This is a genomic window from Rheinheimera sp. A13L (assembly GCF_000217935.1).
Lineage (GTDB): Bacteria > Pseudomonadota > Gammaproteobacteria > Enterobacterales > Alteromonadaceae > Pararheinheimera.
The window spans coordinates 1-26,171 of sequence record NZ_AFHI01000027.1 but is presented as its reverse complement, the minus strand read 5'-3'; the positions used below and the strand labels follow the sequence as shown (position 1 = coordinate 26,171).

Sequence of the window (26,171 nt, the reverse complement as noted above, 5' to 3'; positions counted from 1 at the left end):
CTTAATTCTGGTTAATATTTGTCATTAAGCAAGCTTTGCTCTGATGTTTAATTTCAGTTGCAAACAGAGCAGATATAAAAAGTGAAATATTGGTTAAATAGCTGATTTTTAAAGACAGTTTGTTTTTACCTTACTGCAGCTATAAAGCTGTATTGTTCAGAACAGTGCTACTTTGTGTAAAAACTCTGTGCCTGATTCAGATAATAGCCAAAGTAAAAAACAACTATTGCCATAAATAACAAAACGAAATTCTCGCTGAAAAGGCGCTTTATGTACTTTATGGTGCAAACGTTTTTGCGCCAGCCAGGCACCGGGCCAGCCACCAATTAAACTAAACATCTGTAAACTTTCTTCAGGCAAACGGCTTTGCTGTCCGCTGCTCGCCAGTTTTTTATCGATTTGATAAAGCCAATAGGTAAACAAACTGGCTTCGAGATAAAACAGTGGCACGGTAAAAGCAAAAGAACCGGCCAATAAAGACAAGAGTAACAACACAAAAAACAAATAGCGGAAACACCAGGCCTGATGCTGGATCTGATGCATCACAGGCCCTTTAGGACTGATGGTTTTTGTAGGTGGGGTGGGCAAGATAGTATTGGCTGTCGCCAGCTGCAAAGCCAGAGCACAAGGACGATGGTGTTTATCCAGCCCCAGTTGAAAGCGGAGCAGATCGCCTTGTTGTGGCCTGTGTTGGGGGGCTGTTTCAAAATCACGGATATGGAAAAACAGCCGTTCACCAGAGTCTGTGGCAATAAAACCAAAACCTTTGTCATCACGCCAGTAACAGACAGTGCCTTGCAATAATTGACCAGGATTCATAAGGATCACAACTTTGCGGGAACACTGATTAAAGTGTATCAGCCTTTTGTTACTTTGCTGTTTGCTGCGACGAATGGCAGGGGGCAGGCCAGAAAGCGTAACCCCCAGGCAGTGGATCAGATACTGCGTAAACGCATAGATAAATCAATGGCCTGCAGATTTTTTGTTAAAGCACCGCTGGATATATAATCCACGCCAGTGCTGCTTAAAGAACGTAAAGCTTCAGCAGTAATATTACCTGACACTTCCAGTTTGGCCTGGCCTTTATTCATACTGACGGCTTGCTGTATATCAGCAATATGGAAGTTGTCGAGCATCACAATGTCAGCACCCGCTTTGAGGGCTTGCTCAAATTCAATTAAGTCTTCCACTTCTACTTCAACAGGTTTTCCCGGGAAGTTTTGCCGTGCAATGCTGACGGCATTGTCGATAGAGCCCGCCGCTGCAATATGATTTTCTTTAATTAGAAACGCATCATATAAACCCAGACGGTGGTTTTTTCCGCCGCCACAAGCTACGGCGTACTTTTGCGCTAAGCGCATACCAGGCAAGGTTTTACGGGTATCGAGTAAGCGGGTGGGGCTGCCTTCAAGCAAGGCAACATACTGAGCTGTGGTGGTGGCTGTGCCGCTTAAGCTCTGGATAAAGTTTAAGGCGGTACGCTCGCCTGTTAATAAAATGCGGGCAGGGCCAGTCAGCTCACATAACATGGAGTTGGCTGCTACCTGGTCACCATCAGCGACAAACCATTCTACCTGCACCTCGTTGGATAACTGACGGAATACTTCTGTCAGCCAGGCGCTGCCACAAAACACACAGTCTTCGCGGCTGATAATAGTAGCTTTGGCTTGTTGGGTTGCAGGGATCAGGGAAGCGGTAATATCGCCTTGCTCCAGTGGTAAATGGCCTAAATCCTCAGCCAGAGCCTGACGAACAGTCAGTTCAATATCCCGTTGTAAATCAATAAGGTAAGGGACGTTAATCATCTGTATTTATAATTCCGATAAATAACAGGCGCTGTGGCCCATTAAAAGTTAGCGTTGGATTAGCTTCAGCTCGTCCTGTTGTTGGCTGAATTCTAATTGTTTTAATGCACTCATGCCTAACAAAATATCGTTGCCATGCAAGCCAGGGGTAATACTGGCGCGTATTTCTGTCAGTACAATATCACCCAGTTGCAGGCTATTCAGTCTGCTGTCGTACGCAGCAGCAGGCCCATTCGCCGTGCTTACCTGATAACGCTGGCCTCTGGGCATGCCTAATTTGAGTGCGGCCTGTTCTGACACTGCGACAACTGTAGCGCCTGTATCGAGCATAAATTCCATAGGTACACCATTAAACAAAGCTGTACCGACGTAATGGCCTGCTTTGTTGCGCTTTAATATGGTGACTTTTTCACCACTGCTGCCAATCTGACTTTGCAGCTGCTGATTCGGATTTATTTGTAACGAAATCTGATCTTCAAAAAACCAATACAGCAGGGCAAGCAACAGCAGCCAACTGATCCAGCTAAATAACCGACCTAATTTAGTTGTATTGTCAGGTGCTTGCATTCCAAAGTCTCAGGGTTGACAATAAAGGCTCCAGCTTAACCGAGCATGAAGCGTTTTTGCAAAACGGGATTGACACTGTGGCGTTAAATCAACTGCAAGTTCCGCTTGAACTTGAACAGCGAGCCAGTCCGCATTGGAACAGGCGACCACAAGAAAGTGAGATCAGCTTGTTGGTGATCCATTGCATCAGCTTACCTGCAGGTCAGTTTGGTAACAGTTACATTGACGATTTGTTTATGGGTGTGTTGGACACCAGCGCCGATCAGAGTTTTACTGATTTAACAGGAGTGCAGGTATCCGCTCATTGTGTTATTTTCAGGAACGGCTTAATCCGACAGTATGTGCCTTTTCACTACAGAGCCTGGCACGCTGGGATATCTGAATTTGCCGGACGACAAAACTGTAACGATTTTTCGATAGGAATAGAATTAGAAGGCACTGAGCATCAGCCTTATACCGATGCGCAGTACCAAAGTCTGGTGCTATTAACCAGACAACTGATGCAAGACTTTCCTGCTATTAGCCTGGATCGTATTGTGGGACATCAGCAGATTGCACCGGGTCGGAAAACCGATCCTGGCCCGTCGTTTGACTGGAACCGTTATCAATCTGCGTTAAAGGAGAATGGATAAATGACCTTGATCAGTATGCTTATCGCCTTAATTATTGAACGGCTGGCGGTTCGCAGTGAGGCCTGGCAGTTTTCGTTTTATGCCAAAAAGTACCTGTCTCTAAGTCAGAGTTCAGGCTTGTCTAAACTGTCAGATGACAGCAAAGGTCAGTACCTTTGGTTAGTCTTACCCGGCATCCTGTATGCCCTGCTGCTGTGGTTAATTGGCAGTAGCCTGGTGACTTTAGTGCTGAACACTCTTGTGCTGCTGGTGTGTATTGGCTGCTGGCACTACCGCCAACTATACAAACAGTATTTAAATGCCAGCGAAAGAGCAGATAACGAAGCCGCTTTTTTAACTATGCAGCAATTAAGCAGCGATGCCGGTTTAACAGACCCTGAGCTGAGTTATGGTCAACGTCTGGTCTGGCTGAACTTTCGTTATTATGCCGCCGTATTGTTCTGGTTCGCACTTTTAGGTGGGGCAGGCGCTATTACTTACGCTTTATTGCGCCAACTGAACGAGCCTGGCAGCTGGGATAAACCAGTGAAACTGGCAGAAACTGAAGATGCAGAAACAGCCGAATTTGTTGAAACACCCCCCGATATTCCTGCTGCATTCCAGCAGGTTATGTTCTGGGCCGACTGGGTACCAGCCCGTTTATTTGGGGTAGGTTTAGCTTTGGTTGGGCATTTCTCCCGCGCTTCCGCTGCGCTGCTGGCATTTTTGGGTGACTTCAGTACGCCATCTACTACTGTGATTACCAGTGTCGCTAAAGCGGCGGAACCTTTGCCAGATGATGCCTATAACTGTGCTGAAGAAACTGCCTGTATGGTGCAACTGGCTAAACGTAATGTGCTGTTTTTCCTTGCTTTAATTGCAGTGCTGACTTTGTCAGGCTGGCTGGGTTAAGCAGAACAAATAAAAGAAAGCAGCTTCGGCTGCTTTTTTTATGTCCATGGAAGGACGGTATGTCGCAACTGTAGGGAACAGTGTTGCGACGATGTCCATGGAAGGACGGTATGTCGCAACTGTAGGGAACAGTGTTGCGACGATGTCCATGGAAGGACGGTATGTCGCAACTGTAGGGTGATAGCGGTCTTTCGAAATGCCAACAGTTTGGCATTTCGCCGGTATCACGCCTTCGCGTCTGGCGGAGGCCGGGCTCTTGTTGCGACGATGTCCATGGAAGGACGGTATGTCTTCAACATTAATGGTCTGACCAATTTTCTTGCCGTATTTTTTTTCCTATTTTTCTGAGCTTTTACTCTAATTATTTACCCGCTTTGGTCGCATAATTCCGCAGTTTAATTTACAGTTTGACTCCTTTCTGCTAAGTTATGCCGCATTAAATTGAATTGGTAAGACCAATTTACAAGTGGTCAGCTTAAAATAGCCAAACAATAACCAGAGACTTAACATCAAGGTGGCAATGTCCAGTCTGAGAATCAAACCTGCCAAATTGTCTGATCAAATAGTCCAGCAACTTGAACATATGTTGCTGGAAGGCACCTTTACGCCTGGACAAAAGTTACCGCCTGAACGTGAACTTGCGCTGCAGTTTGATGTCTCCCGTCCATCCTTGCGTGAAGCTATTCAGAAACTCGAAGCCAAAGGTTTGGTCAATCGCCGTCAGGGCGGTGGCACTTATGTCTGCGAAAATCTGGCGGTTGGGCTGACAGATCCGTTGTTTGCTCTGATTGGTCGTCACCCGGAGTCGCAATTTGATTTACTGGAGTTTCGTCATGCCCTGGAAGGTATTTGTGCGTATTACGCTGCACTTCGTGGCACACAAGCAGACTACGATTTAATTAAACAACGGTATGAAGAAATTTGTGCTGCTCAGCAGCAACAGGATTTAGACGCTGAAGCGCGGTCAGTTGGCCAGTTTTATTCGGCGGTTGCAGAGGCATCGCATAATGTGGTGCTTTTGCATTTGGTGCGCGGCTTAACGCCACTGGTAGAGCAAAACATCAAGTTAAACCTTGAAGTTTTGCAGGAAAAAGAAGGCATAGTGAGCCAGCTGAATTCGCACAGGCATTGTCTGATGCAAGCGGTGATCAATGGCGAGCCGGAGCAAGCCCGGCAAGCCAGCAACAGCCATTTAGCCTTTATCGAAGAGGCATTGCTGGAAGCTGACCGGGAGCGCTCACGCATTGAACGCTCGCTCAGACGTTCACAACAGAGCGAATGAGCGTAAGCATACTTTTTAACTGTTAATGTTCCGCTCTCTGGCGTGGAACTGATTAAGGAAACTTTGATATGTCTGAAGTCAATAAGACTGACATCGACGCGCTCGAAACCAAAGAATGGTTAGAGGCTCTTGAATCTGTAGTTCGCACCGAAGGTGTAGAGCGCGCTCAGTTCCTGTTAGAACAAGTGCTGGAGCAGGCTCGTCTGGACGGCGTGGATATGCCAACAGGCATCACCACCAATTACATCAATACCATTCCGCCACAGCAGGAACCTGCGTATCCGGGTGATGTAAATCTGGAAAAACGTATCCGTTCCGTGATCCGCTGGAACGCTATTATGATCGTTCTGCGCGCTTCGAAAAAAGAGCTGGATTTAGGCGGTCACATGGCCTCTTACCAGTCTTCTGCTGCGTTTTACGAAACTTGTTTTAACCACTTCTTCCGTGCTCCTAATGAAAAAGATGGCGGCGATTTGGTCTATTACCAGGGCCATATTTCTCCGGGTATCTACGCCCGTGCTTTTGTCGAAGGTCGTTTAACAGCTGATCAGTTGGACAACTTCCGTCAGGAAGTGGGTGGTGAAGGTTTATCCTCTTACCCACACCCTAAATTAATGCCTGAATTCTGGCAGTTCCCTACTGTTTCTATGGGCTTAGGCCCTATCACTTCTATCTATCAGGCGCGTTTCCTGAAGTATTTAGATGGTCGTGGCATGAAAGACACCAGCCAGCAACGTGTTTATGCCTTCTTAGGTGACGGCGAGATGGATGAGCCGGAAAGCCGTGGTTCTTTATCTTTTGCTGCCCGTGAAAAGCTGGATAACCTGTGTTTCCTGGTGAACTGTAACCTGCAACGTTTAGATGGTCCTGTGATGGGCAACGGTAAAATCATCCAGGAACTGGAAGGTTTATTCCGTGGCGCCGGCTGGAACGTGATTAAAGTGGTATGGGGCAGTGGCTGGGACAAGCTGTTGGCCAAAGACACCACAGGCAAGTTACTGCAGCTGATGAATGAAACTGTAGACGGTGACTACCAGACTTACAAAGCCAAAGATGGCGCTTATGTACGTCAGCATTTCTTCGGACGTTACCCTGAAACTGCAGCTTTAGTGGCTGATATGACAGACGAAGAAATCTTCGCGCTAAAACGCGGTGGTCATGAACCATCCAAGTTGTACGCCGCCTTTAAAGCAGCTCAGGAAACTAAAGGTCGCCCAACTGTGATCCTGGCCAAAACCATTAAAGGGTATGGCATGGGTGAAGCGGCTGAAGGCAAAAACATTGCGCACCAGGTCAAAAAGATGGACATGACCCATGTACTGCAAATTCGTAAGCGTTTGAATCTGCAAGATTACATTAGCGAAGATGAAGTACAGAGCCTGCCTTACATTCAGTTGCCTGAAGGCTCACCTGAGCATCAGTACCTGCATGCCCGTCGTACTGCGTTAAATGGTTACACGCCTGTGCGTTTGCCAAACTTCACTCAGGCTTTAACGCTGCCAGAACTGAACGTATTTGAGCCTTTACTGGAAGAGCAAAAACGTGAAATTTCGACCACTATGGCTTTTGTGCGTGCGCTGAACGTGCTGTTAAAAGATCAGAACATCGGTAAGCAAATAGTACCTATTATTGCTGATGAAGCCCGTACCTTTGGTATGGAAGGTTTATTCCGTCAGATTGGTATTTATAACCCTCGTGGCCAGACGTACACGCCGGAAGATCGTGCTGTAGTGTCTTACTACAAAGAAGAAACTTCAGGTCAGGTATTGCAGGAAGGTATCAACGAGCTGGGCGCTATGGCGTCATGGGTAGCAGCTGCTACCTCCTACAGCACCAACGATCTGCCGATGATCCCTTTCTACATTTACTACTCCATGTTTGGTTTCCAACGTGTTGGTGATATGGCCTGGTTGGCTGGCGATCAGCAAGCCCGTGGTTTCCTGTTAGGGGCTACAGCTGGCCGTACTACCTTAAACGGTGAAGGCTTACAACACGAAGATGGTCACAGCCATATTCTGGCGGGCACAGTACCTAACTGTATTTCTTATGACCCGACTTACTCTTACGAGCTGGCAGTGATTATTCAGGACGGTATCCGTCGTATGTACGGTGCTGAACAGGAAAACATTTATTACTACATTACAGTGATGAACGAAAACTACCATCACCCAGCTATGCCAGCAGGAGCTGAAGAAGGTATTCGTCGTGGTATTTATAAACTGGAAAGCCATGTCGGTGAAAAAGCTAAAGTTCAGCTATTAGGCAGCGGCACTATCATGAACGAAGTGCGTAAAGCAGCTGAAATTTTAAGTGAAGACTACGGCGTGGGTTCAGACGTTTATTCTGTAACTTCATTTAACGAGCTGGCGCGTGACGGTCAGGATTGTGAGCGTTTCAACATGCTGCATCCTATGGCTGAAGAGAAAGTGCCTTATATTGCTCAGGTGTTAGGCACAGCTCCAGCTATTGCTGCCACTGACTACATTAAAAACTATGCCGATCAGGTGCGTTCATTTATGCCTTCGGTATCTTATAAAGTCTTGGGTACAGATGGTTTTGGCCGTTCTGACAGCCGTGAAAACCTGCGTCGTCACTTTGAAGTGAACGCCGGTTATGTTGTACTGGCGTCCTTACGTGAACTGGCTAAACGCGGTGAAATCGATAAGCAGTTAGTGGCAGATGCCATTGCCCGCTTTGGTATCGACACCAATAAAACTAACCCACTGTACGCATAAGAGGATTTGTCATGACGATTGAAATTCATGTGCCGGACATAGGTGCGGATGAAGTGGAAGTCACCGAAGTACTGGTAAAAGTGGGCGATAAAGTCACGCTGGACCAGTCTTTGTTATCGGTAGAAGGCGACAAGGCATCAATGGAAGTGCCAGCAGCGCAAGCTGGTACTGTCAAAGAAATTAAAGTCAAAGCTGGTGATAAAGTAAAAACCGGATCGCTGATTATGGTTTTTGAAGCTGAAGGTGGCGCTGTTGCAGCGCCAGCAGCTCCAGCTCCTGCGGCTGAACCAGCCGCTGTTACTGCAGCACCTGCAGCTTCTGCCGCTGCAGAGCTAAAAGAAGTTCAGGTGCCTGATATTGGTGGTGACGCCGTTGAAGTCACTGAAGTGATGGTGAAAGTCGGTGACACTGTTGCCGCTGATCAATCATTGCTGTCGGTGGAAGGTGATAAAGCCTCAATGGAAGTACCAGCGCCATTTGCAGGTACTGTCAAAGAAATCAAAGTCAAAGTTGGCGACAAAGTACAAACAGGCTCTTCAGTCTTTGTATTTGAAGTGGCTGGCAGTGCTCCCGCAGCTGCAGCTTCTGCGGTAGCAGCTCCGGCCGCTGTTGCACCAGCTCCAGTAGCAGCTCCTGTGCCTGCAGCATCAGCTCCGGCTGCAGCGCCATCTGCGCGAGCAAGCGAATTTACTGAAAATCAGGCTTATGCTCATGCCTCTCCTGTGGTTCGTCGTTTAGCCCGTGAGTTTGGCGTCGATTTAAGCAAGGTCACAGGCACAGCCCGCAAAGGCCGTGTACAGCGCGAAGACGTGCAAAATTATGTGAAAAACATTATTGCGCAAGTGGCGTCTGGCAAAGGCAATGTCACCAGCAGTAGCAACAGTGTTGGTTTTGATTTAATCCCTTGGCCAAAAGTGGATTTCAGCAAATTTGGCGCTGTGGAAGAAAAGCCACTGTCACGTATTCAGAAATTATCTGGTGCTAACTTACACCGCAACTGGGTACGTATTCCGCATGTGACTCAGTTTGATGAAGCTGATATCACTGGCCTGGAAGAATTCCGCAAAGAGCAAAACGCGCTGGCTGATAAAAAGAAAATGGGCGTTAAATACACCCCATTGGTCTTTATTATGAAAGCTGTGGCTAAAGCGATGGAAGAGTTCCCTACCTTTAACAGCTCGTTATCTGAAGATGGCGCCAGCCTGATTCTGAAAAAATATGTGCATTTAGGTATAGCGGTCGACACACCAAACGGTTTAGTGGTGCCCGTAGTACGTGACGTAAACAAAAAAGGCATTATCGAATTATCCCGCGAACTGCAGGAGATTTCGTTAAAAGCCCGTGAAGGTAAGCTGACAGCTGCGGATATGCAGGGCGGATGTTTTACCATCTCCAGCTTAGGTGGTATTGGTGGTACGGCTTTTACGCCTATAGTCAATGCGCCTGAAGTGGCTATTCTGGGTGTGTCAAAATCTGATATCAAACCTAAGTGGAATGGTAAAGAATTTGAACCACGCCTTATGGTGCCTTTGTCTGTCTCTTACGATCACCGTGTGATTGATGGTGCTTTGGCAGCGCGTTTCACCGCTACTCTGGCATCTTATCTGGCTGATATCCGTCAGATCATTATGTAAGACAAAACACGACTGAAAGTTGTCCTGTGTTCTGAAAAGTTACGGGACATCTTTCAGGTAGGGTGATAAAATTCCGTCACTTTATTTCCTGGCCGTCTGTTTTGACTGGCGGCTATCTTAGCAAAAGATAAAAAGGTAAACCGATGAGCAACGAAATCAAAACTCAAGTTGTGGTGTTAGGCGCTGGCCCTGGTGGATATTCTGCAGCATTTCGCGCAGCTGACTTAGGTCTGGAAGTGACTTTAGTTGAAGCACGCAGCACACTTGGTGGTGTTTGTTTAAATGTTGGCTGTATCCCATCTAAAGCTTTATTACATGTAGCCAAAGTGATCGACGATGCAAAAGAAATGGCCTCGCACGGTGTGACTTTTGGTGCTCCACAAATCGATTTAGACAAAATCCGTGCCTGGAAAGACAAAGTAGTAGCTCAGCTGACTAACGGCTTAGCCGGTATGTCTAAAATGCGTAAAGTCAAAGTAGTGACTGGCTACGGCAAATTCACTGGCCCAAATACGCTGGTTGTGGGTGATACCACTATTACTTTTGAAAGCGCCATTATCGCTGCTGGTTCTGAGCCAGTTGCTCTGCCATTTATTCCAAAAGACGATGCCCGAGTGATCGACTCTACCGGCGCTCTGGAATTAAAAGACATTCCTGGCGAAATGCTGGTATTAGGTGGCGGTATCATTGGTTTAGAGATGGGTACTGTGTACCGTGCTTTAGGCTCTAAAGTTTCTGTAGTTGAATTTGCTGATCAGCTGGTTCCTGCTGCTGATACGGATCTGGTGAAGGTCTACACCAAATACAACAAAGACAACTTCAACATCATGCTGTCGACTAAAGTGACTGCAGTTGAAGCCAAAGCTGACGGTTTGTATGTGACTTTTGAAGGCAAAAACGCACCTGCAACACCTGTACGTTACGACAAAATTTTAGTGGCAGTGGGCCGTCGTCCAAACGGTTCTCTGTTAGATGCAGCTAAAGCTGGTGTGAACGTGGATGAGCGTGGTTTTATCAATGTAGATAAACAACTGCGAACTAACGTGCCTCATATCTACGCTATTGGTGACGTCATTGGTCAGCCAATGTTAGCGCACAAAGCTGTACATGAAGGTCATGTGGCTGCTGAAGTCATTTCTGGTCTGAAGCACTTCTTCGACCCACGTTGCATTCCTTCTGTGGCTTACACAGATCCGGAAATGGCATGGGTAGGTATCACTGAAAAAGAAGCTAAAGAAAAAGGCGTTGCTGTTGAAACTGCCACTTTCCCTTGGGCTGCTTCTGGCCGTGCTATCGCTTCAGCCCGCACTGAAGGCTTCACTAAGTTAATTTTCGACAAAGAAACACACCGTATTTTAGGTGGCGCTATTGTGGGTATTAACGCTGGCGAAATGTTAGGTGAAATCTGCTTAGCAGTAGAAATGGGTGCAGACGCTGAAGACATCGCTCTGACTATCCATGCTCACCCAACTTTAAACGAATCTATTGGTTTAGCAGCTGAGATGTACGAAGGTTCTATCACTGACCTGCCAAATCCAAAAGCCAAGAAAAAATAAGCCTGGCTCTTTATTAAGAGACTAAGCAACAAAACCGGCAACTGCTTCGCATTGCCGGTTTTTTCATATTTTGTTACAACTTCCATTAACAAAAAACTGCCTGCCGGAGTAGTATAGTGCGGTTATTTAACCCTTTTTGGCAGGAACCCTTCGAATGAAAAAAATTACTCTGACCGCCTTAAGCGTGGCTATTGCGCTTGGTCTGGCGGCTTGTGGCAAAGCCCCTGAAACCACCACCACTGAAACGGCAAAACCAGCAGCAGAACAACAAACAACAGCAGCTGTAGCAGCATTAGTTTCGGGTGTGGATAAAGAAAACTTTGATTCGACAGTACGTTTTCAGGATGACTTCTTTTTAGCAGTCAATGGCGGTTGGCTGAAGAAAACTGAAATTCCGGCAGACAAATCTTCCTACGGTTCTTTCCATATACTGGCGGATAACTCTCAGTTAGCTGTGAAAGCTATTATTGATGAAGTCGCCAGCCGCACTGATCTGGCACCAGGTTCAGATGGTCATAAGTTAGGTAGCTTCTACAACAGCTATATGAACGAAGCCAAACTGGAAGAATTAGGCTTAACAGCCCTGCAGCCACAGTTAGAACTGATCCAGAGTTTAAGAGATAAAAAGCAACTGGCCAGTACTTTTGCTTCACTGCAACGCGATGGCGTAACTATTCCGCTAAGCTGGTATGTCAACAACGACGCGAAAAAATCCACTGAATACGCAGTGTATTTTGACCAGAGCGGCTTAGGTTTACCAGACCGTGACTATTACACTAAAGAAGATGAAGCCTCGAAAAAAATTCAGGCCGACTACCAGGCCTACCTGCTGGATTTATTTACTTTAGCTAAGCATGCCGACCCTGCAGCTGCTGCTAAACGTGTTTATGCACTGGAAACTGAGCTGGCCAAAAATCAGTGGACTCGTGTTGAAAACCGTGACGCAGATAAAACCTACAACAAGGTATCTAATGCTGATTTAAGCAAAACCCTCGGTGACTTTAGCTGGAACGATTTTGCCGCAGGTTCAAAACTTGCGAACGTCAATGAAGTCATTATCGGTCAGCCAAGCTACTTTGAAGCTTTAGGTAAACTTGTTGCAACCACAGATGTGCAAAGCTGGCAGGACTACCTGACCTTCCATACCATCAACTCCTTTGCTGACAAGCTGAATAAAGCTTTTGAAGACCGTCAGTTCCAGTTTTATTCAGCGACTTTACGTGGCATTAAAGAGCAAAAACCACGCTGGAAAAAAGCTGTGGATGCCAGTGATGCTGTGCTGGGTGAATTAACCGGCAAGCTGTATGTGGAACGTCACTTTAAACCTGAAGCCAAACAACGTATGGAGTTGTTAGTTGCCAATTTGATCAGCGCTTATGAGCAGTCGATCAAAGAGCTGGAATGGATGTCGGAAGACACCAAAAAGGCCGCTTTGGTGAAGCTGAGTACTTTTGTGCCAAAAATTGGTTATCCAAATAAGTGGAAAGATTACTCCAATCTGGAGATCAAAGCCGATGACTTGTTGGGTAACTTTGTCCGTTCTACCCACTGGGGTTACGATCAGATGCTGGCCAAGTTAGGCAAGCCAATCGACAAAGACGAATGGTATATGACACCTCAAACCGTCAATGCCTATTACAACCCGGTGAACAATGAAATCGTATTCCCTGCAGCTATTTTGCAACCACCATTCTTTAATATGGCAGCAGAAGATGCAGTGAACTATGGCGGCATAGGTGCTGTGATTGGTCACGAAATTGGCCATGGTTTTGACGATCAAGGCGCTAAATACGACGGCGATGGCAACTTACGCAACTGGTGGACAGAGCAGGACGAAACCAAGTTCCAGGCTTTGGGCAAAGCCTTAAGCGCTCAGTACAGCAAGTTTGAACCTGTAACAGGTCACTTTGTGAATGGTGATTTGACTTTAGGTGAAAACATCGGTGATTTAGGTGGTTTAACTGTAGCTCTGAAGGCTTATCAGTTATCGCTGCAAGGCAAAGAAGCGCCTGTGATGGATGGTTTCACCGGTGATCAGCGAGTGTTATTAAGCTGGGCTCAGGTATGGCGTTCTCAATACCGTGAAGAAATGATGAAACAACAGCTGGCAACAGGTCCTCATTCACCTCCACATTACCGTGTGAATGGCATAGTGTCTAACTTGCCAGTGTTCTACACGGCTTTTGATGTGAAAGAAGGTGACAAGCTGTATATAGCGCCGGAAAATCGCGTGAAGATTTGGTAATCCGCTTTTATTTTCGATGACAAATGGCCGCTTATGCGGCCATTTGGCTTTCTGCACGACCAGTTCTAGTATTATTCTTGAGAATGATTCTCAACTGGGCGTGGTATTCACGAAAGTTATAGCGACTATAAGCTTGCTTGCTTATACTCTGATGTCAATTCGGGCGGTTTTTTCTTATAATCCAGCCTGTTCGAGATTCCTGTCTATCGCTGCGGTACTGATACAGTACTCTGTGGCGACCTAACCAGAGGACATTACTGTGCTTCAACAATACCGTGAACATGTGGCCGAACGTGCCGCCCAAGGCATTCCTCCGTTGCCACTTAACGCGCAACAAGTGGCGTCGTTAACTGAATTACTGAAAAACCCACCAGCAGACGAAGGTGCATTCTTAGTTGATTTGTTAGAAAACCGTATTCCACCAGGTGTGGACGAAGCGGCTTATGTCAAAGCCGGCTTTTTAACTGCTGTCGCCAAAGGCGAAGTAGCAAGCCCGTTAGTCACTGCAGAACGTGCAACTGAATTATTGGGCACTATGTTTGGTGGCTACAATATCCAGCCAATGATCGACTTGCTGGATAACCCAAAATTAGCGGCTTTAGCAGCTAAAGGTTTATCTCACACTTTACTGATGTTTGATTCTTTCCATGACGTGAAAGAAAAAGCAGACGCAGGCAATGCACACGCCAAGGCTGTATTACAAAGCTGGGCTGATGCCGAGTGGTATACCAGCAAGCCTGCTATCCCTGAAAAAATCACTGTCACTGTATTTAAAGTGACAGGCGAAACCAACACTGACGATTTATCACCAGCTCCGGATGCATGGTCACGCCCTGATATTCCTCTGCATGCTTTAGCTATGCTGAAAAACGTGCGTGATGGTATCGAGCCTGATGCACCTGGTTCAAAAGGCCCGGTGAAACAAATCGAAGCTTTGATCGCCAAAGGTTTCCCACTGGCTTATGTCGGTGACGTGGTCGGTACTGGTTCAAGCCGTAAATCAGCCACGAACTCTGTGCTGTGGTTTATGGGCGAAGACATTCCATTTGTGCCAAACAAGCGCACTGGTGGTGTCTGTTTAGGCAGTAAAATTGCGCCTATTTTCTTCAATACTATGGAAGACTCAGGTTCATTACCTATCGAGTTAGACGTGTCGACCATGAACATGGGTGATGTGATCGACATTTTCCCACATCAGGGTGTGGTCAAGCGCCACGGCACTGATGAAGTGATTTCTACTTTTGAATTACGCTCGAACGTGCTGTTAGATGAAGTGCGTGCCGGTGGCCGTATTCCTCTGATCATCGGTCGTGGTTTAACTGACAAAGCCCGTGAAGCTTTAGGTTTACCTCACTCCACAGTGTTTGAGCGTCCTGCTGTGACTGAAGTGACCAACAAAGGTTTCACTTTAGCGCAGAAGCTGGTCGGTAAAGCTTGTGGCGTGAAAGGTATTCGTCCAGGCCAATACTGTGAACCAAAAATGACCACAGTAGGCTCGCAGGACACCACTGGTCCTATGACCCGTGATGAGTTAAAAGACTTAGCCTGTTTAGGTTTCTCTGCTGACTTAGTGATGCAGTCGTTCTGTCACACCGCAGCTTATCCAAAGCCTGTTGACGTGAACACGCACCACACGCTGCCAGATTTCATTATGAACCGTGGTGGTATCTCTTTACGCCCTGGTGATGGTGTAATCCACAGCTGGTTAAACCGTATGTTGTTACCAGACACTGTAGGTACTGGTGGTGACTCTCACACCCGTTTCCCTATCGGTATTTCTTTCCCGGCAGGTTCTGGTTTAGTGGCTTTTGCTGCTGCGACCGGTGTTATGCCATTGGATATGCCTGAATCTGTGCTGGTGCGTTTTAAAGGTGAAATGCAGCCTGGTATCACTTTACGTGATTTAGTGCATGCTATTCCTTACTACGGCATCAAGCAGGGTTTGCTGACTGTTGAGAAGAAAGGCAAGGTCAACATTTTCTCTGGCCGTGTGTTAGAGATTGAAGGCCTGGAACATTTAACGGCTGAACAGGCCTTTGAATTGTCTGACGCTTCAGCTGAACGTTCAGCTGCAGGTTGTACTATCACTTTGTCTGAAGCTTCAGTGGCTGAATACTTAGAATCAAACATCGTGATGTTAAAGTGGATGCTGAGCGAAGGCTATGGCGATGTCCGTACTATCGAACGTCGTGTTCAGGCGATGCAAGCCTGGTTAGCGGATCCAAAACTGGAACGTGCTGACGCTGACGCTGAATATGCGGCCATCATCGAAATCGACCTGGCTGATATTAAAGAGCCAATTCTGTGTGCGCCAAACGATCCGGATGACGCCCGTTTATTGTCACAAGTGGCAGGCGATAAAATTGATGAAGTCTTTATCGGTTCTTGTATGACTAACATCGGCCACTTCCGTGCTGCTGGTAAGTTGTTAGACAAGTTCAAAGGCCAGATCCCAACTCGTCTGTGGATAGCTCCGCCTACCAAGATGGATAAAGATCAGCTGACTGAAGAAGGTTATTACGGTATTTACGGCCGTGTTGGTGCCCGTATTGAGATCCCGGGTTGCTCATTATGTATGGGTAACCAGGCTCGTGTAGGCGACAACACCACTGTGGTATCTACTTCTACCCGTAACTTCCCGAACCGTTTAGGTCAGGGCGCTAATGTCTATCTGGCGTCTGCTGAGTTAGCTGCCGTGTCTGCAATTATCGGCCGTCTGCCCACAGTGCCTGAGTACCTGGAGTACGCTAAACAGATTGAAACCACGGCTGCGGATACTTACCGCTACCTGAATTTCCATCAGATGAGCCAGTACACCAGCAAAGCAGCGAATGTCATTATTCAGCAAGCTGTATAATTCGTTTTAAGTGATGTGAAAAGGCCCGCTTAGCGGGCCTTTTTTATGTGCCACTATTCTTGGGGCAGGTGAGTGATGGAATTCGATTTTATTTATAACACAGATGCGAAGCGCTATAGCCTGAAGTTAAGTTCTGAGCAACTGGCGTTGCAGTGTTTCTTATTGGATGAGTTTGAGCCTGAAGCCAGTGCCTATCAGCCTCTGTTCACGCAGCTACAACAGCTGAATGCACAGAGTCAGTATCAATGGGATGGTAAAGAGTATCGCCTGACGGTACAGGCCTCTGAAGTGGTGATTTGTCACTATGCACTGTTGCAGGAAGGAGGTGCTGATACTGAGCTGGATCCTGAACAGGACCTGGAGCTGGATCAGAGTCAGCTTTATGCTGAATGTGGTCTGGAAGATCTGCTGCATTTAGTGGCTCAATGGCAGCAGTTTTTACCAGCCTGATCTGATTTTTATGCCCACGGGCTGCACTCTGGCAGTGAATAAACGCACCTTCTTGGTGCGTTTTTTTTGAGCATTTGAAATCTAATTTCATAACTCATTGAAAAGTAACATTTATAAATCTTGGCACAAGGTTTTCTTGTCTTATTGGCAAATGCAACAAGACACCATAAGGATAATAACCATGAAACTCGTATGTGCCATCATCAAGCCATTCAAGCTTGACGATGTCCGTGAAGCCATAGCGGACATCGGTATTGAAGGTCTTACTGTCACTGAAGTAAAAGGCTTCGGTCGTCAGAAAGGTCATACAGAACTCTACCGGGGAGCGGAATATCAGGTCGACTTTTTACCTAAGGTAAAACTGGAGATCGCGGTATTAGATGAAAACGTTGAGCGTTTATTGGAAGTGATCCAAAAAGCTGCTCACACAGGCCGTATCGGTGACGGAAAAATCTTCGTTTACGATTTAGAACAAGTAGTGCGTATCCGCACAGGTGAAATGGACTCAGAAGCCATCTAAGGGGTAAATCATGCAGGAACAAATTTATCATTTACAGTTTGCGATGGACACTTTCTACTTTTTGGTGTGTGGTGCTTTAGTGATGTGGATGGCCGCTGGCTTCTCCATGCTGGAAGCTGGTTTAGTCAGGGCAAAAAATACCACTGAAATTTTGACTAAAAACGTGGTGTTGTATTCAGTGTCATGTGTGATGTATCTGGTCTGTGGTTACCAGCTGATGTACGGCGGTGGCTACTTCTTATCAGGTATAGGTGAAGTGGATGTAGCCCAAACCTTAACCAGTTTCGCTGAGCGCGAAAATGGCTTTGAAGGTAAAGCTATTTATTCCAAAGCTTCAGATTTCTTCTTCCAGGTAGTTTTTGTTGCCACTGCTATGTCGATCGTGTCTGGTGCTGTGGCTGAACGTATGAAGTTATGGGCTTTCCTGACTTTTGCTGTAGTGATGACAGGTTTTATCTATCCAATGGAAGGTTCATGGACCTGGGGCGGCCAGTCTGTATTTGGTCTATACAGCTTAGGCGACTTAGGATTCTCTGACTTTGCAGGTTCAGGCATAGTACATTTAGCTGGTGCTGCTGCGGCTTTAGCTGGTGTTATCCTGTTAGGTGCCCGTAAAGGCAAATATGGCAAAGACGGCAAAGCTCACGCTTTCCCTGGTTCTAATATGCCACTCGCTGCTTTAGGTACTTTAATTCTGTGGTTAGGCTGGTTTGGCTTTAACGGTGGTTCAGTACTGAAGTTAGGTGATATTGCCAATGCTAATGCTGTAGCTGTGGTGTTCTTAAATACCAATGCTGCTGCTGCTGCGGGAACTATTGCTGCCATTGGCTTGTCTATGCTGTTGTTCAAAAAGGCTGATTTAACCATGGCGTTAAACGGTGCTTTAGCGGGCTTAGTGGCTATTACTGCCGAACCTTCAATGCCAACACCACTGGAAGCCTCTATCTTCGGTGCCATTGCAGGTGTGTTAGTGGTCGGTTCTATTCTGGCCTTAGATAAGTTAAAAATTGATGACCCTGTAGGTGCGATTTCTGTGCACGGTACTGTAGGTTTATTTGGATTATTGATTGTTCCTCTGACCAAAGAGTCGGCCTCATTAATGGGTCAACTGGCTGGTGCTGCGACTATTTTTGTCTGGGTTTTTGTGGCCAGCTCTGTAGTGTGGTTTGCTTTGAAAATGACTATGGGTATCCGAGTCTCAGAGCAGGAAGAATATGAAGGTGTTGATCGTTCAGAGTGTGGTGTAGAAGCCTATCCTGAATTTGTATCGACAGTAAAGTAGGCAGCCTGGGAAGAGCCGGTGGGGCTTCTCAGGAGCTGGTTGCCAAGCCAGCCGCTACGCAAGTAGCAGTTGGTCTTGGCAACTAAACCCGTACCACCAAATTCGTCTATCCTTGTCCTTTGTCTTTATCAGACAACCCCGGCGGCGCAAGCTTCCGGGGTTTTTTCTTGTGGTCTTAGCCACGGACCTGTGCGCTGTTTTAGTGCAGTCGCCAAATCATTTTGCAAAGAACGCCTGTAATCTAACAGCTGTTTTGAAACAGGAAAAGAGCCCTGGTGAAAAAAACAACATTATTGTTAGTGCGAAAACTCTAAAGTGCGTCAGAGTGGCGCAATCAGTGCATTAAACTGGTGCATGAATAGTCAGGCGGATTTTTGACGTGAGACATAGTGAAAAATAAAAGCGGTTGGTCTGAAAATAAGACGGGCCGCGAACTTCGCGGCCCCTAAAACTTGGTGGCGTCCTTCCAACCACTATCCCTGATGGATCATCCCTGTGTTCGTCCTGAACAATCCCCGCTGCATTCCCGCAGCATCCTTCTCCATTTAACTCTCGTCCTGAGAGTACCTGCTGCCTCCGGCAGAGTCCTTTTCCTTGAATCTTCATCCTGAAGATGTATGCTCAATCCGGAGCCTGTCCTGTTCATCCTTGTGCTACCCTGCACAATCCTTTGGTATCCCAGCGTCCTGCTGCTACATCTTGTAGCTTGTCCTGCTTAACATCTTGTTGAGCCGTCACATCCAGCGACGAAATAATTATCGTACATTTAGCGTCGGAAAAGGACCATGTTTGTTAAATACTTGTAGTGAAATATTATTGTAACTTGTCCTCATTTGATTGTAAGTTGTTTTGAATCAATTGCTTATGTGTTTTCTGTCTGGGTGTTGCTTGCAGAAAATGCTGCATTGGCTTACTGATTTGTGAGATATATCTCACACGAATGCAGGGCAATTGCCTGCCAATTACTGACTCGAATGAAAACTACTGACCAATACCAGTCAAATTGGTATGATCGCGTTCCCTTGAATCTGGTGAGATGAATATGGCCCGGGAACAATCAGGCATTTGTGCCGAAGCAAACTTGCATTGTTGTTATGTGCTGCTGAATGCCCTGGATGGTCATGAGCACTATGTACGCTTGCAGTTGGCTAAAGTACCCATGCTGGCAGAGCGCTTGTCTGATCAATTTTCTGAGGCCATGCTGAATGTGGTTGTGGCTATAGGGCAGAATTACTGGCCGCATTTGTATCCGGAGCATCAACCACAGCCTTGGCCTGCTTTTACTGACAATCTTGCCGATTTACCTGTAGTAGCTCCTGATCTGTTGATTCAAATTCGTGCTGACCGTTTTGATGTCATTCATATTGCTACCCAGCAGATTTACCATTTGCTGCAGCAACATGTGGACTTGTACGAACAAGTGCACGCATTTCGTTATCTGGATGGCCGTAATCTGACCGGGTTTCACGATACGCCTGATAACCCGAAAGGCAAACTACGTCGTTTATGTGCGCTGATCAGCAATGAACCCAAAAGCCCAATGAGTGCTGGCAGCTATGTCTATATGCTGAGGTATCAGTATGACTTACAACGCTGGCAACAGCTGACTATGCCAGAGCAGGAAGCTGTGATGGGCCGGAACAAGCTGGATGGGCAGTTGCTGCCGTCAGCTCAACGTCAGGCCAATTCGCACGCCGATAAAGCAGCTTTAGAGAATGAAACTGGCCGTAAACAGATCCTCTGGCAAAATATGCCGGTGGCAGACATTCGTTCGCAAGGTATGATTTCCATTGGTTTTTCAGCCAATGCTTTGGATGCGCCGTTATGGTTGGCAACCCGGTTGGGTCAGCACAGCGATGCCGCAGATTTGCTGTTGGATTATTGTCAGGTGGAAGCGGGGGCTGCTTTTTTTGCCCCCTCGATCAATTTCCTGGAAGAGCAGGCCGGATCAGACCTTTTCAAATAACTCAGTCACCTTATTTAAGGTGAAGTTGATATTTTTAACACTGGTAGGTGCGATAAAGATGGTGTCGTCACCTGCAATGGTGCCAAGCACGCCTTCGGCTTTACCTACAGAATCCAATAAACGGGCAATCAGCTGAGCAGCACCTGGACTGGTGCGGATAATAATCATCACATCGTTATGTTCTATATCCAGCACTAATTGTCGTAACGGGCTTTTGGTGGTGGGCACGCCCAATTCAGGCGGCAAACAATACACCATCTCCTGTTTGGCATTACGGGTGCGCACTGCGCCGTATTTGCTTAACATACGGGACACTTTTGATTGGCTGATGTTGTCAAAGCCTTCAGCTTTCAGCGCATCAACAATATCGCTTTGTGAGCCAAAACGTTCTTCCTTCAGCAAGGATTTAAAGGCCTGGATCAGTGCTTCTTGTTTGGATTGTTTAGTCATCATTTTTGTTTAAACTTTTTGTTTTTTCGGCCGTCTTGACCGAACTTGGACTAATACTCTGGTTCAGCAAGTAAATTACACCAAAATCGGATAAAATGCTTAGACTTTAGGCGTAAGTGATTTGTATTTTGTGCCACATTTCAGTATTGTTGGCGCGTTTCTTTTGAACCGTAAATTGGGAGAATAGCATGAAAGTTGCCGTATTAGGTGCTGCTGGTGGTATAGGTCAGGCGCTGTCCTTATTATTGAAGTTAAACTTACCAGCTGGTACTGATTTAGCTCTGTATGATTTAGCTCCTGTCACACCAGGTGTAGCTGTTGATTTAAGTCATATCCCGACAGCGGTGAAGATTACAGGTTTTGGTAAAGAAGACCTGGACAAAGCCCTGATTGGTGCAGATATAGTGATGATCCCAGCTGGTATGCCACGCAAACCAGGTATGGACCGTTCTGATTTGTTTAACATCAATGCTGGTGTAGTAAAAACTTTGGCTGAAGCCATAGTAGTGAACTGCCCTAAAGCTTTAGTCGGTGTGATCACTAACCCTGTGAATACGACTGTAGCTATCGCTGCTGAAGTATTCAAAAAGGCAGGCACGTACGATCCGAAGCGTTTATTTGGCGTAACTACACTGGACGTGATCCGCGCTGAGACTTTTGTTGCTGAATTAAAAGGCAAAAACCCGGCTGAATTGATTGTTCCTGTCATTGGTGGCCACAGCGGTACTACTATTCTGCCTCTGTTGTCTCAAATCAAAGATGTCAGCTTCACAGATGAAGAAGTCTCTTCTTTAACCTACCGTATCCAGAACGCTGGTACTGAAGTGGTTGAAGCTAAAGCCGGTGGCGGATCAGCAACTCTGTCTATGGGGCAGGCTGCTGCACGTTTCTGTGTATCTTTAGTTAAAGGCTTACAAGGCGAAACAGTGAACGAATACGCTTATGTTGAAGGTCAGGGTGAACATGCCCGTTTCTTCGCACAACCTATCGTATTAGGCAAAAACGGTGTTGAAGCACTGCTACCTATCGGTGAGTTAAGCGCGTACGAGCAAAAAGCCATGAACGACATGTTAGGCACGTTAAAAGCTGACATTACATTAGGCGAAGAATTTGTTGCTAACGCAAACTAAGATTCTTTGACCAGTAAAAAAGCCAGCTGATGCTGGCTTTTTTCTTTTTTACGAAGTTATTTCAGTGATTACGCTGCACTGCGATATCAGCCAACGTCAGCAAGGCCTCTTTATAGCCAGATGCTGGTAAGAAGGCGATGGCCTGACGGGCTTTTTCGGCTTCCTGCTCCGCCATAGTGCGAGTGTAATCAAAAGCCTTGGTTTGTTCTAAAATCGCCATAATACGTTCCAGATGCTGCATACCGTTGGCATGTTCAATCGCATCTTTCAGTAGTTGCTGGTCTTCACCGCAGCTATGACGCAGCGCATAAATCAATGGCAGGGTAGGTTTACCTTCAGCCAAGTCGTCACCGATGTTTTTACCCAGTTCATCGGCATCAGCCTGATAATCCAGTACATCGTCTATTAACTGGAAGGCGGTACCCAGATGCATGCCATACAATTTCATCGCATTCACCACAGATTCAGGCTGATTTGCCAGAATAGCGGCAAGCTGGGTAGCGGCTTCAAATAATTTTGCGGTTTTGCAGTAAATAACCTGCATATAGTTTTGTTCTGAAGTTTCCGGGTCGTTGACGTTCATCAACTGTAACACTTCGCCTTCAGCAATGATATTGGTGGCATCAGCCAGGATCTGCATTATCTGCATTTTATCCAGCGACACCATCAGCTGAAAAGCTCGTGTATAAAGGAAATCGCCGACTAAAACGCTGGCTTGATTACCAAAGACAGCATTGGCTGTTTCCTTACCACGGCGCAGCATGGATTCATCAACGACGTCATCGTGTAACAAAGTCGCGGTGTGAATGAATTCCACGATAGTAGCAAGTGTAATGTGTTGTTGGCCTTCATAACCGAGCGCACGGGCCGCTAATACAGCTAAAAGTGGACGCAAGCGTTTGCCGCCACTATTGACTATATAGATGCCAAGCTGATTAATCAGCGCCACCTCAGAACTAAGCTGAGAGAATATATGTTGGTTCACGGCCGTCATGTCATTAAGACTGAGCTGGCGGATCTCTTCGAGCGTCATCTGGTAAAACAACTGCTTAGGTATAGAATGTGGCTGATTCTACACCATTGCAGCTGATCAGCTAAAGCAAAACCCGATCCTTTTTGTTGCTCACTGATCTTTTTAATAATTCTGCTTGCGAGGGTAGGGGAAATTGCGTACAATTCGCGCCCTGTGATTATAATTAACACGCCCTTAAAAGTCGGCGTGATTTGTACGGAGTTAACTATGTACGCGGTTTTCCAAAGTGGTGGTAAACAGCACCGTGTAACGGAAGGGCAAACCCTTCGTCTAGAAAAACTAGACTTAGAAACCGGCGCAACTATTGAATTTTCAGCTCTGATGATCGCTAACGGCGAAGACATCAAGATCGGTACTCCTTTAGTTGAAGGCAGTAAAGTAACAGCGGAAGTGGTCAACCATGGCCGTGGCGATAAAGTAAAAATCGTCAAATTCCGTCGTCGTAAGCACTACCGTAAACAAGCTGGTCACCGCCAGTGGTTTACAGAAGTGAAAATTACCGGCATCAGCGCGTAATCGAAGGAGTAACTACTCATGGCAAGTAAAAAAGGTGTAGGTAGCACTCGTAACGGTCGCGATTCAGAAGCGAAACGCTTAGGTGTGAAACGTTTTGGTGGTGAGTCAGTGTTAGCTGGCAACATCATCGTTCGTCAACGTGGTACTAAGTTCCACGCTGGTAGTAATGTTGGTATCGGTAAAGACCATACATTATTCGCCTTAACTGACGGTAAAGTGCAATTCGAAACGAAAGGCGAGCACAATCGCAAATTCGTAAGCATCGTTAGCGAATAACGACGCATTGATTCGAAAAGCCCCGCCTAGTGCGGGGCTTTTTTATTAAGAATCGATCAAAGGCTGATACTTCAGTGTACTGAATGTCAGTTTTGTTGCTTTCAATTCATCAGAGACCTGCGATGCATTCATGCTCAGGCGGAATTGATAGTATAATGAGCCCATAGTTTTTTTAGATCAGGATAGTCCAGATGAAATTCGTAGATGAAGCGGAAATTCGGGTTGAAGCCGGCGATGGCGGCAACGGTATTGTCAGTTTCCGTCGCGAAAAGTTTGTCGCCAAAGGTGGCCCAAATGGTGGTGACGGTGGTGATGGTGGTGATGTTTATTTAATGGCTGACACCAACCTGAACACTTTGGTGGACTATCAGTTCGAAAAGTATCACCAGGCGGAACGTGGTCAGAATGGTATGAGTACCAACTGTACCGGTAAACGTGGTGATGACATGATTTTACGTGTGCCGGTAGGCACGCGTGCTGTGGATATAGACACCGCAGAAGTTATTGGTGATTTGACCAAAAATGGTCAGAAGCTGATGATAGCCAAAGGTGGCTGGCATGGTTTGGGTAACGCCCGTTTTACCAGCAGCACCAACAGAGCGCCACGCAAGAAAACCAATGGTACGCCAGGTGAAGTACGTAATATTCGCTTAGAGTTGTTGCTATTAGCTGATGTGGGCTTGTTAGGCTTACCTAATGCAGGCAAGTCGACGCTTATTCGCGCAGTGTCTTCTGCCAAACCAAAAGTAGCTGACTATCCTTTTACTACACTGGTTCCTAACCTGGGCGTAGTACGGGTTGAAAGTCACCGCTCTTTTGTGATTGCCGATATTCCAGGCCTGATTGAAGGTGCGTCAGAAGGTGCTGGTTTAGGTATTCAGTTCTTAAAACACTTAGAACGTTGCCGCTTATTATTGCACGTTGTTGATGTGCTGCCTGCTGATGGCTCTGATCCGGCTGAAAATGCTGTGACTATTTTAAAAGAATTAGATAAATACAGTGACAAGCTGGCCAACAAACCACGTTGGTTAGTTTTCAATAAACTGGATTTAGTACTGGAAGATGAGTTAGAAGAAGTGATAGAACGTGTCACTAAAGCCATCAACTGGGAAGGTCCTGTACATTCAATAGCTGCAGCAAGCCGCACTAATACTGAGCGTCTGGCTGCTGATATCCTGAATTATATTGAATTGCTGCCGGTTGAAAAACCAAGAGAACAGATAGAAGACGCTGTGAACTTCAAATGGGATGATTATCATCAGGATGTCTTAGCTGTCGCTGACGACCTGGACGAAGATGATGATTTCGATGAAGACGATTACGACGTCGAAGTAATTTATAAGCGCTGAGGTGACAATGCGGATTGCAATGATAGCGGCTATGGCCAATAACAGAGTAATTGGCAAAGATAACCAGATGCCCTGGCATTTACCGGCAGATCTGAAGCATTTTAAAAAAGTGACTTTAGGCAAGCCGGTGATTATGGGCCGCAAAACCTATCAGTCTATTGGTAAGGCCCTGCCTGGGCGGCGCAATATAGTCATCAGCCGTCAAAGTGATGCGCTTAGCACTGATGCTGACTGGGTTCAGAGTATTGAACAGGCTTTGGCTTTAGTGCAGCATGAGGCTGAGGTGATGATTATAGGCGGAGCAGAGATTTACCGTCAGGTGCTGCCTCTGGCTGATACGCTTTATATCACTGATATTGATTTGACCGTTGAAGGGGATGCCTTTTTTCCTGATTATCAGGCTGAAGCAAGCTGGTATCAGTCTGCATCAGAACAGCATCAACCCGACCCACAAAATCCCTACTTCTACCGATTCCGCACCCTGAACAGAGAATGAACAAGTCTTCATTGCACCTGTTGCTACATGTTGTTACTATACTTTTGTCTGTTTTTTGACTGCTTCAGGAGTAATGTATGAAATTGTTGCCAGCAGTGTTCTGTGGTGTAGTGGTGGCAGGTGCAGTATTAGTGTCCCCGGTGGTGCATGCTGACGACCAGTTAGCGGCTTCGATGTGTGATTATGTCAAGGCTGACGATAAGAATAGATTACGGAAAGTGTTAAGTGATTACCGCCTGCGTTTACGTAACATCTATGACGGCGTGACCTGTAACGGTGATAGCCTGGTTCGTTTTGCAATAAAAAATAACGCAGCAGATGTAGGCGAATTTATTGTGAAGCAGTTACCAGCTGCTCAGGTTGCTGCATCTGGTGATATAGCATGGGCAGAAGGCAATGGTTTCGGTGCTTCTCCATTGGTTGCCGTTCTGAAAGAGCGAGCGGGTGGTTAAGCCGTTAGCTCCCTGAAACACATATAAAAAATCCGCCATCAGGCGGA

23 protein-coding genes are annotated in these 26,171 nt (G+C 46.4%); 18 read left to right on the top strand and 5 right to left on the bottom strand.

The genetic code is table 11. The features are described 5' to 3' along the window. Positions 1-156: 156 nt before the first annotated feature. From RHEIN_RS14275 to RHEIN_RS14265, 3 genes are all read right to left on the bottom strand, one after another. Positions 157-819, bottom strand: coding sequence for a DUF1294 domain-containing protein (locus RHEIN_RS14275; protein WP_008899684.1), 663 nt, complete (start codon positions 817-819; stop codon positions 157-159). A 116-nt stretch (positions 820-935) separates the two neighbouring features. Next, positions 936-1,805, bottom strand: coding sequence for a carboxylating nicotinate-nucleotide diphosphorylase (gene nadC / locus RHEIN_RS14270; RefSeq protein ID WP_008899683.1), 870 nt, complete (start codon positions 1,803-1,805; stop codon positions 936-938). A 48-nt stretch (positions 1,806-1,853) separates the two neighbouring features. Beyond that, entirely contained in the window at positions 1,854-2,372 is a 519-nt protein-coding gene (locus RHEIN_RS14265; protein ID WP_008899682.1) for a retropepsin-like aspartic protease family protein, read from the bottom strand. A 56-nt stretch (positions 2,373-2,428) separates the two neighbouring features. Between RHEIN_RS14265 and ampD the strand changes: the two genes are divergently transcribed. From ampD to RHEIN_RS14205, 12 genes are all read left to right on the top strand, one after another. After that, positions 2,429-3,004: a 1,6-anhydro-N-acetylmuramyl-L-alanine amidase AmpD gene (gene ampD / locus RHEIN_RS14260; protein WP_237704372.1), complete on the top strand. Its 576-nt coding sequence runs from the start codon at positions 2,429-2,431 to the stop codon at positions 3,002-3,004. After that, on the top strand, positions 3,005-3,895 hold the full coding sequence (gene ampE, locus RHEIN_RS14255) for a beta-lactamase regulator AmpE (protein ID WP_008899680.1): 891 nt from the start codon (positions 3,005-3,007) through the stop codon (positions 3,893-3,895). It abuts the gene before it with no gap. 520 nt (positions 3,896-4,415) lie between these two features. Next, complete coding sequence (gene pdhR / locus RHEIN_RS14250) at positions 4,416-5,177, top strand: pyruvate dehydrogenase complex transcriptional repressor PdhR (RefSeq protein ID WP_008899679.1); 762 nt, start codon at positions 4,416-4,418, stop codon at positions 5,175-5,177. Between the two features lie 68 nt (positions 5,178-5,245). Then, positions 5,246-7,912 (top strand): pyruvate dehydrogenase (acetyl-transferring), homodimeric type, encoded by a 2,667-nt coding sequence (gene aceE / locus RHEIN_RS14245; RefSeq protein ID WP_008899678.1) that lies wholly within the window; start codon positions 5,246-5,248, stop codon positions 7,910-7,912. Positions 7,913-7,923: 11 nt separating this feature from the next. Beyond that, on the top strand, positions 7,924-9,546 hold the full coding sequence (gene aceF, locus RHEIN_RS14240; RefSeq protein WP_008899677.1) for a pyruvate dehydrogenase complex dihydrolipoyllysine-residue acetyltransferase: 1,623 nt from the start codon (positions 7,924-7,926) through the stop codon (positions 9,544-9,546). Positions 9,547-9,689: 143 nt separating this feature from the next. After that, a complete protein-coding gene (lpdA, locus tag RHEIN_RS14235; protein ID WP_008899676.1) occupies positions 9,690-11,102 on the top strand; it encodes a dihydrolipoyl dehydrogenase in 1,413 nt (470 codons plus the stop codon). A 154-nt stretch (positions 11,103-11,256) separates the two neighbouring features. After that, complete coding sequence (locus RHEIN_RS14230) at positions 11,257-13,347, top strand: M13 family metallopeptidase (RefSeq protein WP_008899675.1); 2,091 nt, start codon at positions 11,257-11,259, stop codon at positions 13,345-13,347. Between the two features lie 259 nt (positions 13,348-13,606). Then, positions 13,607-16,204 (top strand): bifunctional aconitate hydratase 2/2-methylisocitrate dehydratase, encoded by a 2,598-nt coding sequence (acnB, locus tag RHEIN_RS14225; RefSeq protein WP_008899674.1) that lies wholly within the window; start codon positions 13,607-13,609, stop codon positions 16,202-16,204. Between the two features lie 75 nt (positions 16,205-16,279). Continuing rightward, a complete protein-coding gene (locus RHEIN_RS14220; protein ID WP_008899673.1) occupies positions 16,280-16,654 on the top strand; it encodes a YacL family protein in 375 nt (124 codons plus the stop codon). Between the two features lie 181 nt (positions 16,655-16,835). After that, entirely contained in the window at positions 16,836-17,174 is a 339-nt protein-coding gene (gene glnK / locus RHEIN_RS14215; protein WP_008899672.1) for a P-II family nitrogen regulator, read from the top strand. 10 nt (positions 17,175-17,184) lie between these two features. Next, a complete protein-coding gene (locus RHEIN_RS14210; protein WP_008899671.1) occupies positions 17,185-18,456 on the top strand; it encodes an ammonium transporter in 1,272 nt (423 codons plus the stop codon). Positions 18,457-19,498: 1,042 nt separating this feature from the next. Further along, positions 19,499-20,422 carry a Dyp-type peroxidase gene (locus RHEIN_RS14205; protein WP_008899670.1) on the top strand — a complete coding sequence of 308 codons (924 nt, stop codon included), beginning with the start codon at positions 19,499-19,501 and terminating at the stop codon, positions 20,420-20,422. On the opposite strand, the gene argR is transcribed toward RHEIN_RS14205, so the two are convergent. Then, positions 20,405-20,875 (bottom strand): transcriptional regulator ArgR, encoded by a 471-nt coding sequence (gene argR / locus RHEIN_RS14200; protein ID WP_008899669.1) that lies wholly within the window; start codon positions 20,873-20,875, stop codon positions 20,405-20,407. The two genes, RHEIN_RS14205 and argR, sit on opposite strands and share 18 nt — an antisense overlap. 185 nt (positions 20,876-21,060) lie before the next feature. Here argR and mdh point away from each other — a divergent pair, with 185 nt between their 5' ends. Continuing rightward, a complete protein-coding gene (gene mdh, locus RHEIN_RS14195; RefSeq protein ID WP_008899668.1) occupies positions 21,061-22,002 on the top strand; it encodes a malate dehydrogenase in 942 nt (313 codons plus the stop codon). Between the two features lie 61 nt (positions 22,003-22,063). On the opposite strand, the gene ispB is transcribed toward mdh, so the two are convergent. Next, positions 22,064-23,035, bottom strand: coding sequence for an octaprenyl diphosphate synthase (gene ispB, locus RHEIN_RS14190; RefSeq protein ID WP_008899667.1), 972 nt, complete (start codon positions 23,033-23,035; stop codon positions 22,064-22,066). Positions 23,036-23,242: 207 nt separating this feature from the next. Between ispB and rplU the strand changes: the two genes are divergently transcribed. The 5 genes from rplU (at position 23,243) to RHEIN_RS14165 (ending at position 26,124) form a co-directional block, all read left to right on the top strand. Next, on the top strand, positions 23,243-23,551 hold the full coding sequence (gene rplU / locus RHEIN_RS14185; RefSeq protein ID WP_008899666.1) for a 50S ribosomal protein L21: 309 nt from the start codon (positions 23,243-23,245) through the stop codon (positions 23,549-23,551). Positions 23,552-23,569: 18 nt separating this feature from the next. Further along, positions 23,570-23,827 (top strand): 50S ribosomal protein L27, encoded by a 258-nt coding sequence (gene rpmA / locus RHEIN_RS14180; RefSeq protein ID WP_008899665.1) that lies wholly within the window; start codon positions 23,570-23,572, stop codon positions 23,825-23,827. Between the two features lie 191 nt (positions 23,828-24,018). Further along, positions 24,019-25,176 (top strand): Obg family GTPase CgtA, encoded by a 1,158-nt coding sequence (cgtA, locus tag RHEIN_RS14175; protein ID WP_008899664.1) that lies wholly within the window; start codon positions 24,019-24,021, stop codon positions 25,174-25,176. 7 nt (positions 25,177-25,183) lie between these two features. Further along, positions 25,184-25,672, top strand: coding sequence for a type 3 dihydrofolate reductase (folA, locus tag RHEIN_RS14170; RefSeq protein ID WP_008899663.1), 489 nt, complete (start codon positions 25,184-25,186; stop codon positions 25,670-25,672). 77 nt (positions 25,673-25,749) lie between these two features. Continuing rightward, a complete protein-coding gene (locus RHEIN_RS14165) occupies positions 25,750-26,124 on the top strand; it encodes a DUF3718 domain-containing protein (protein WP_008899662.1) in 375 nt (124 codons plus the stop codon). Positions 26,125-26,171 lie beyond the last annotated feature (47 nt).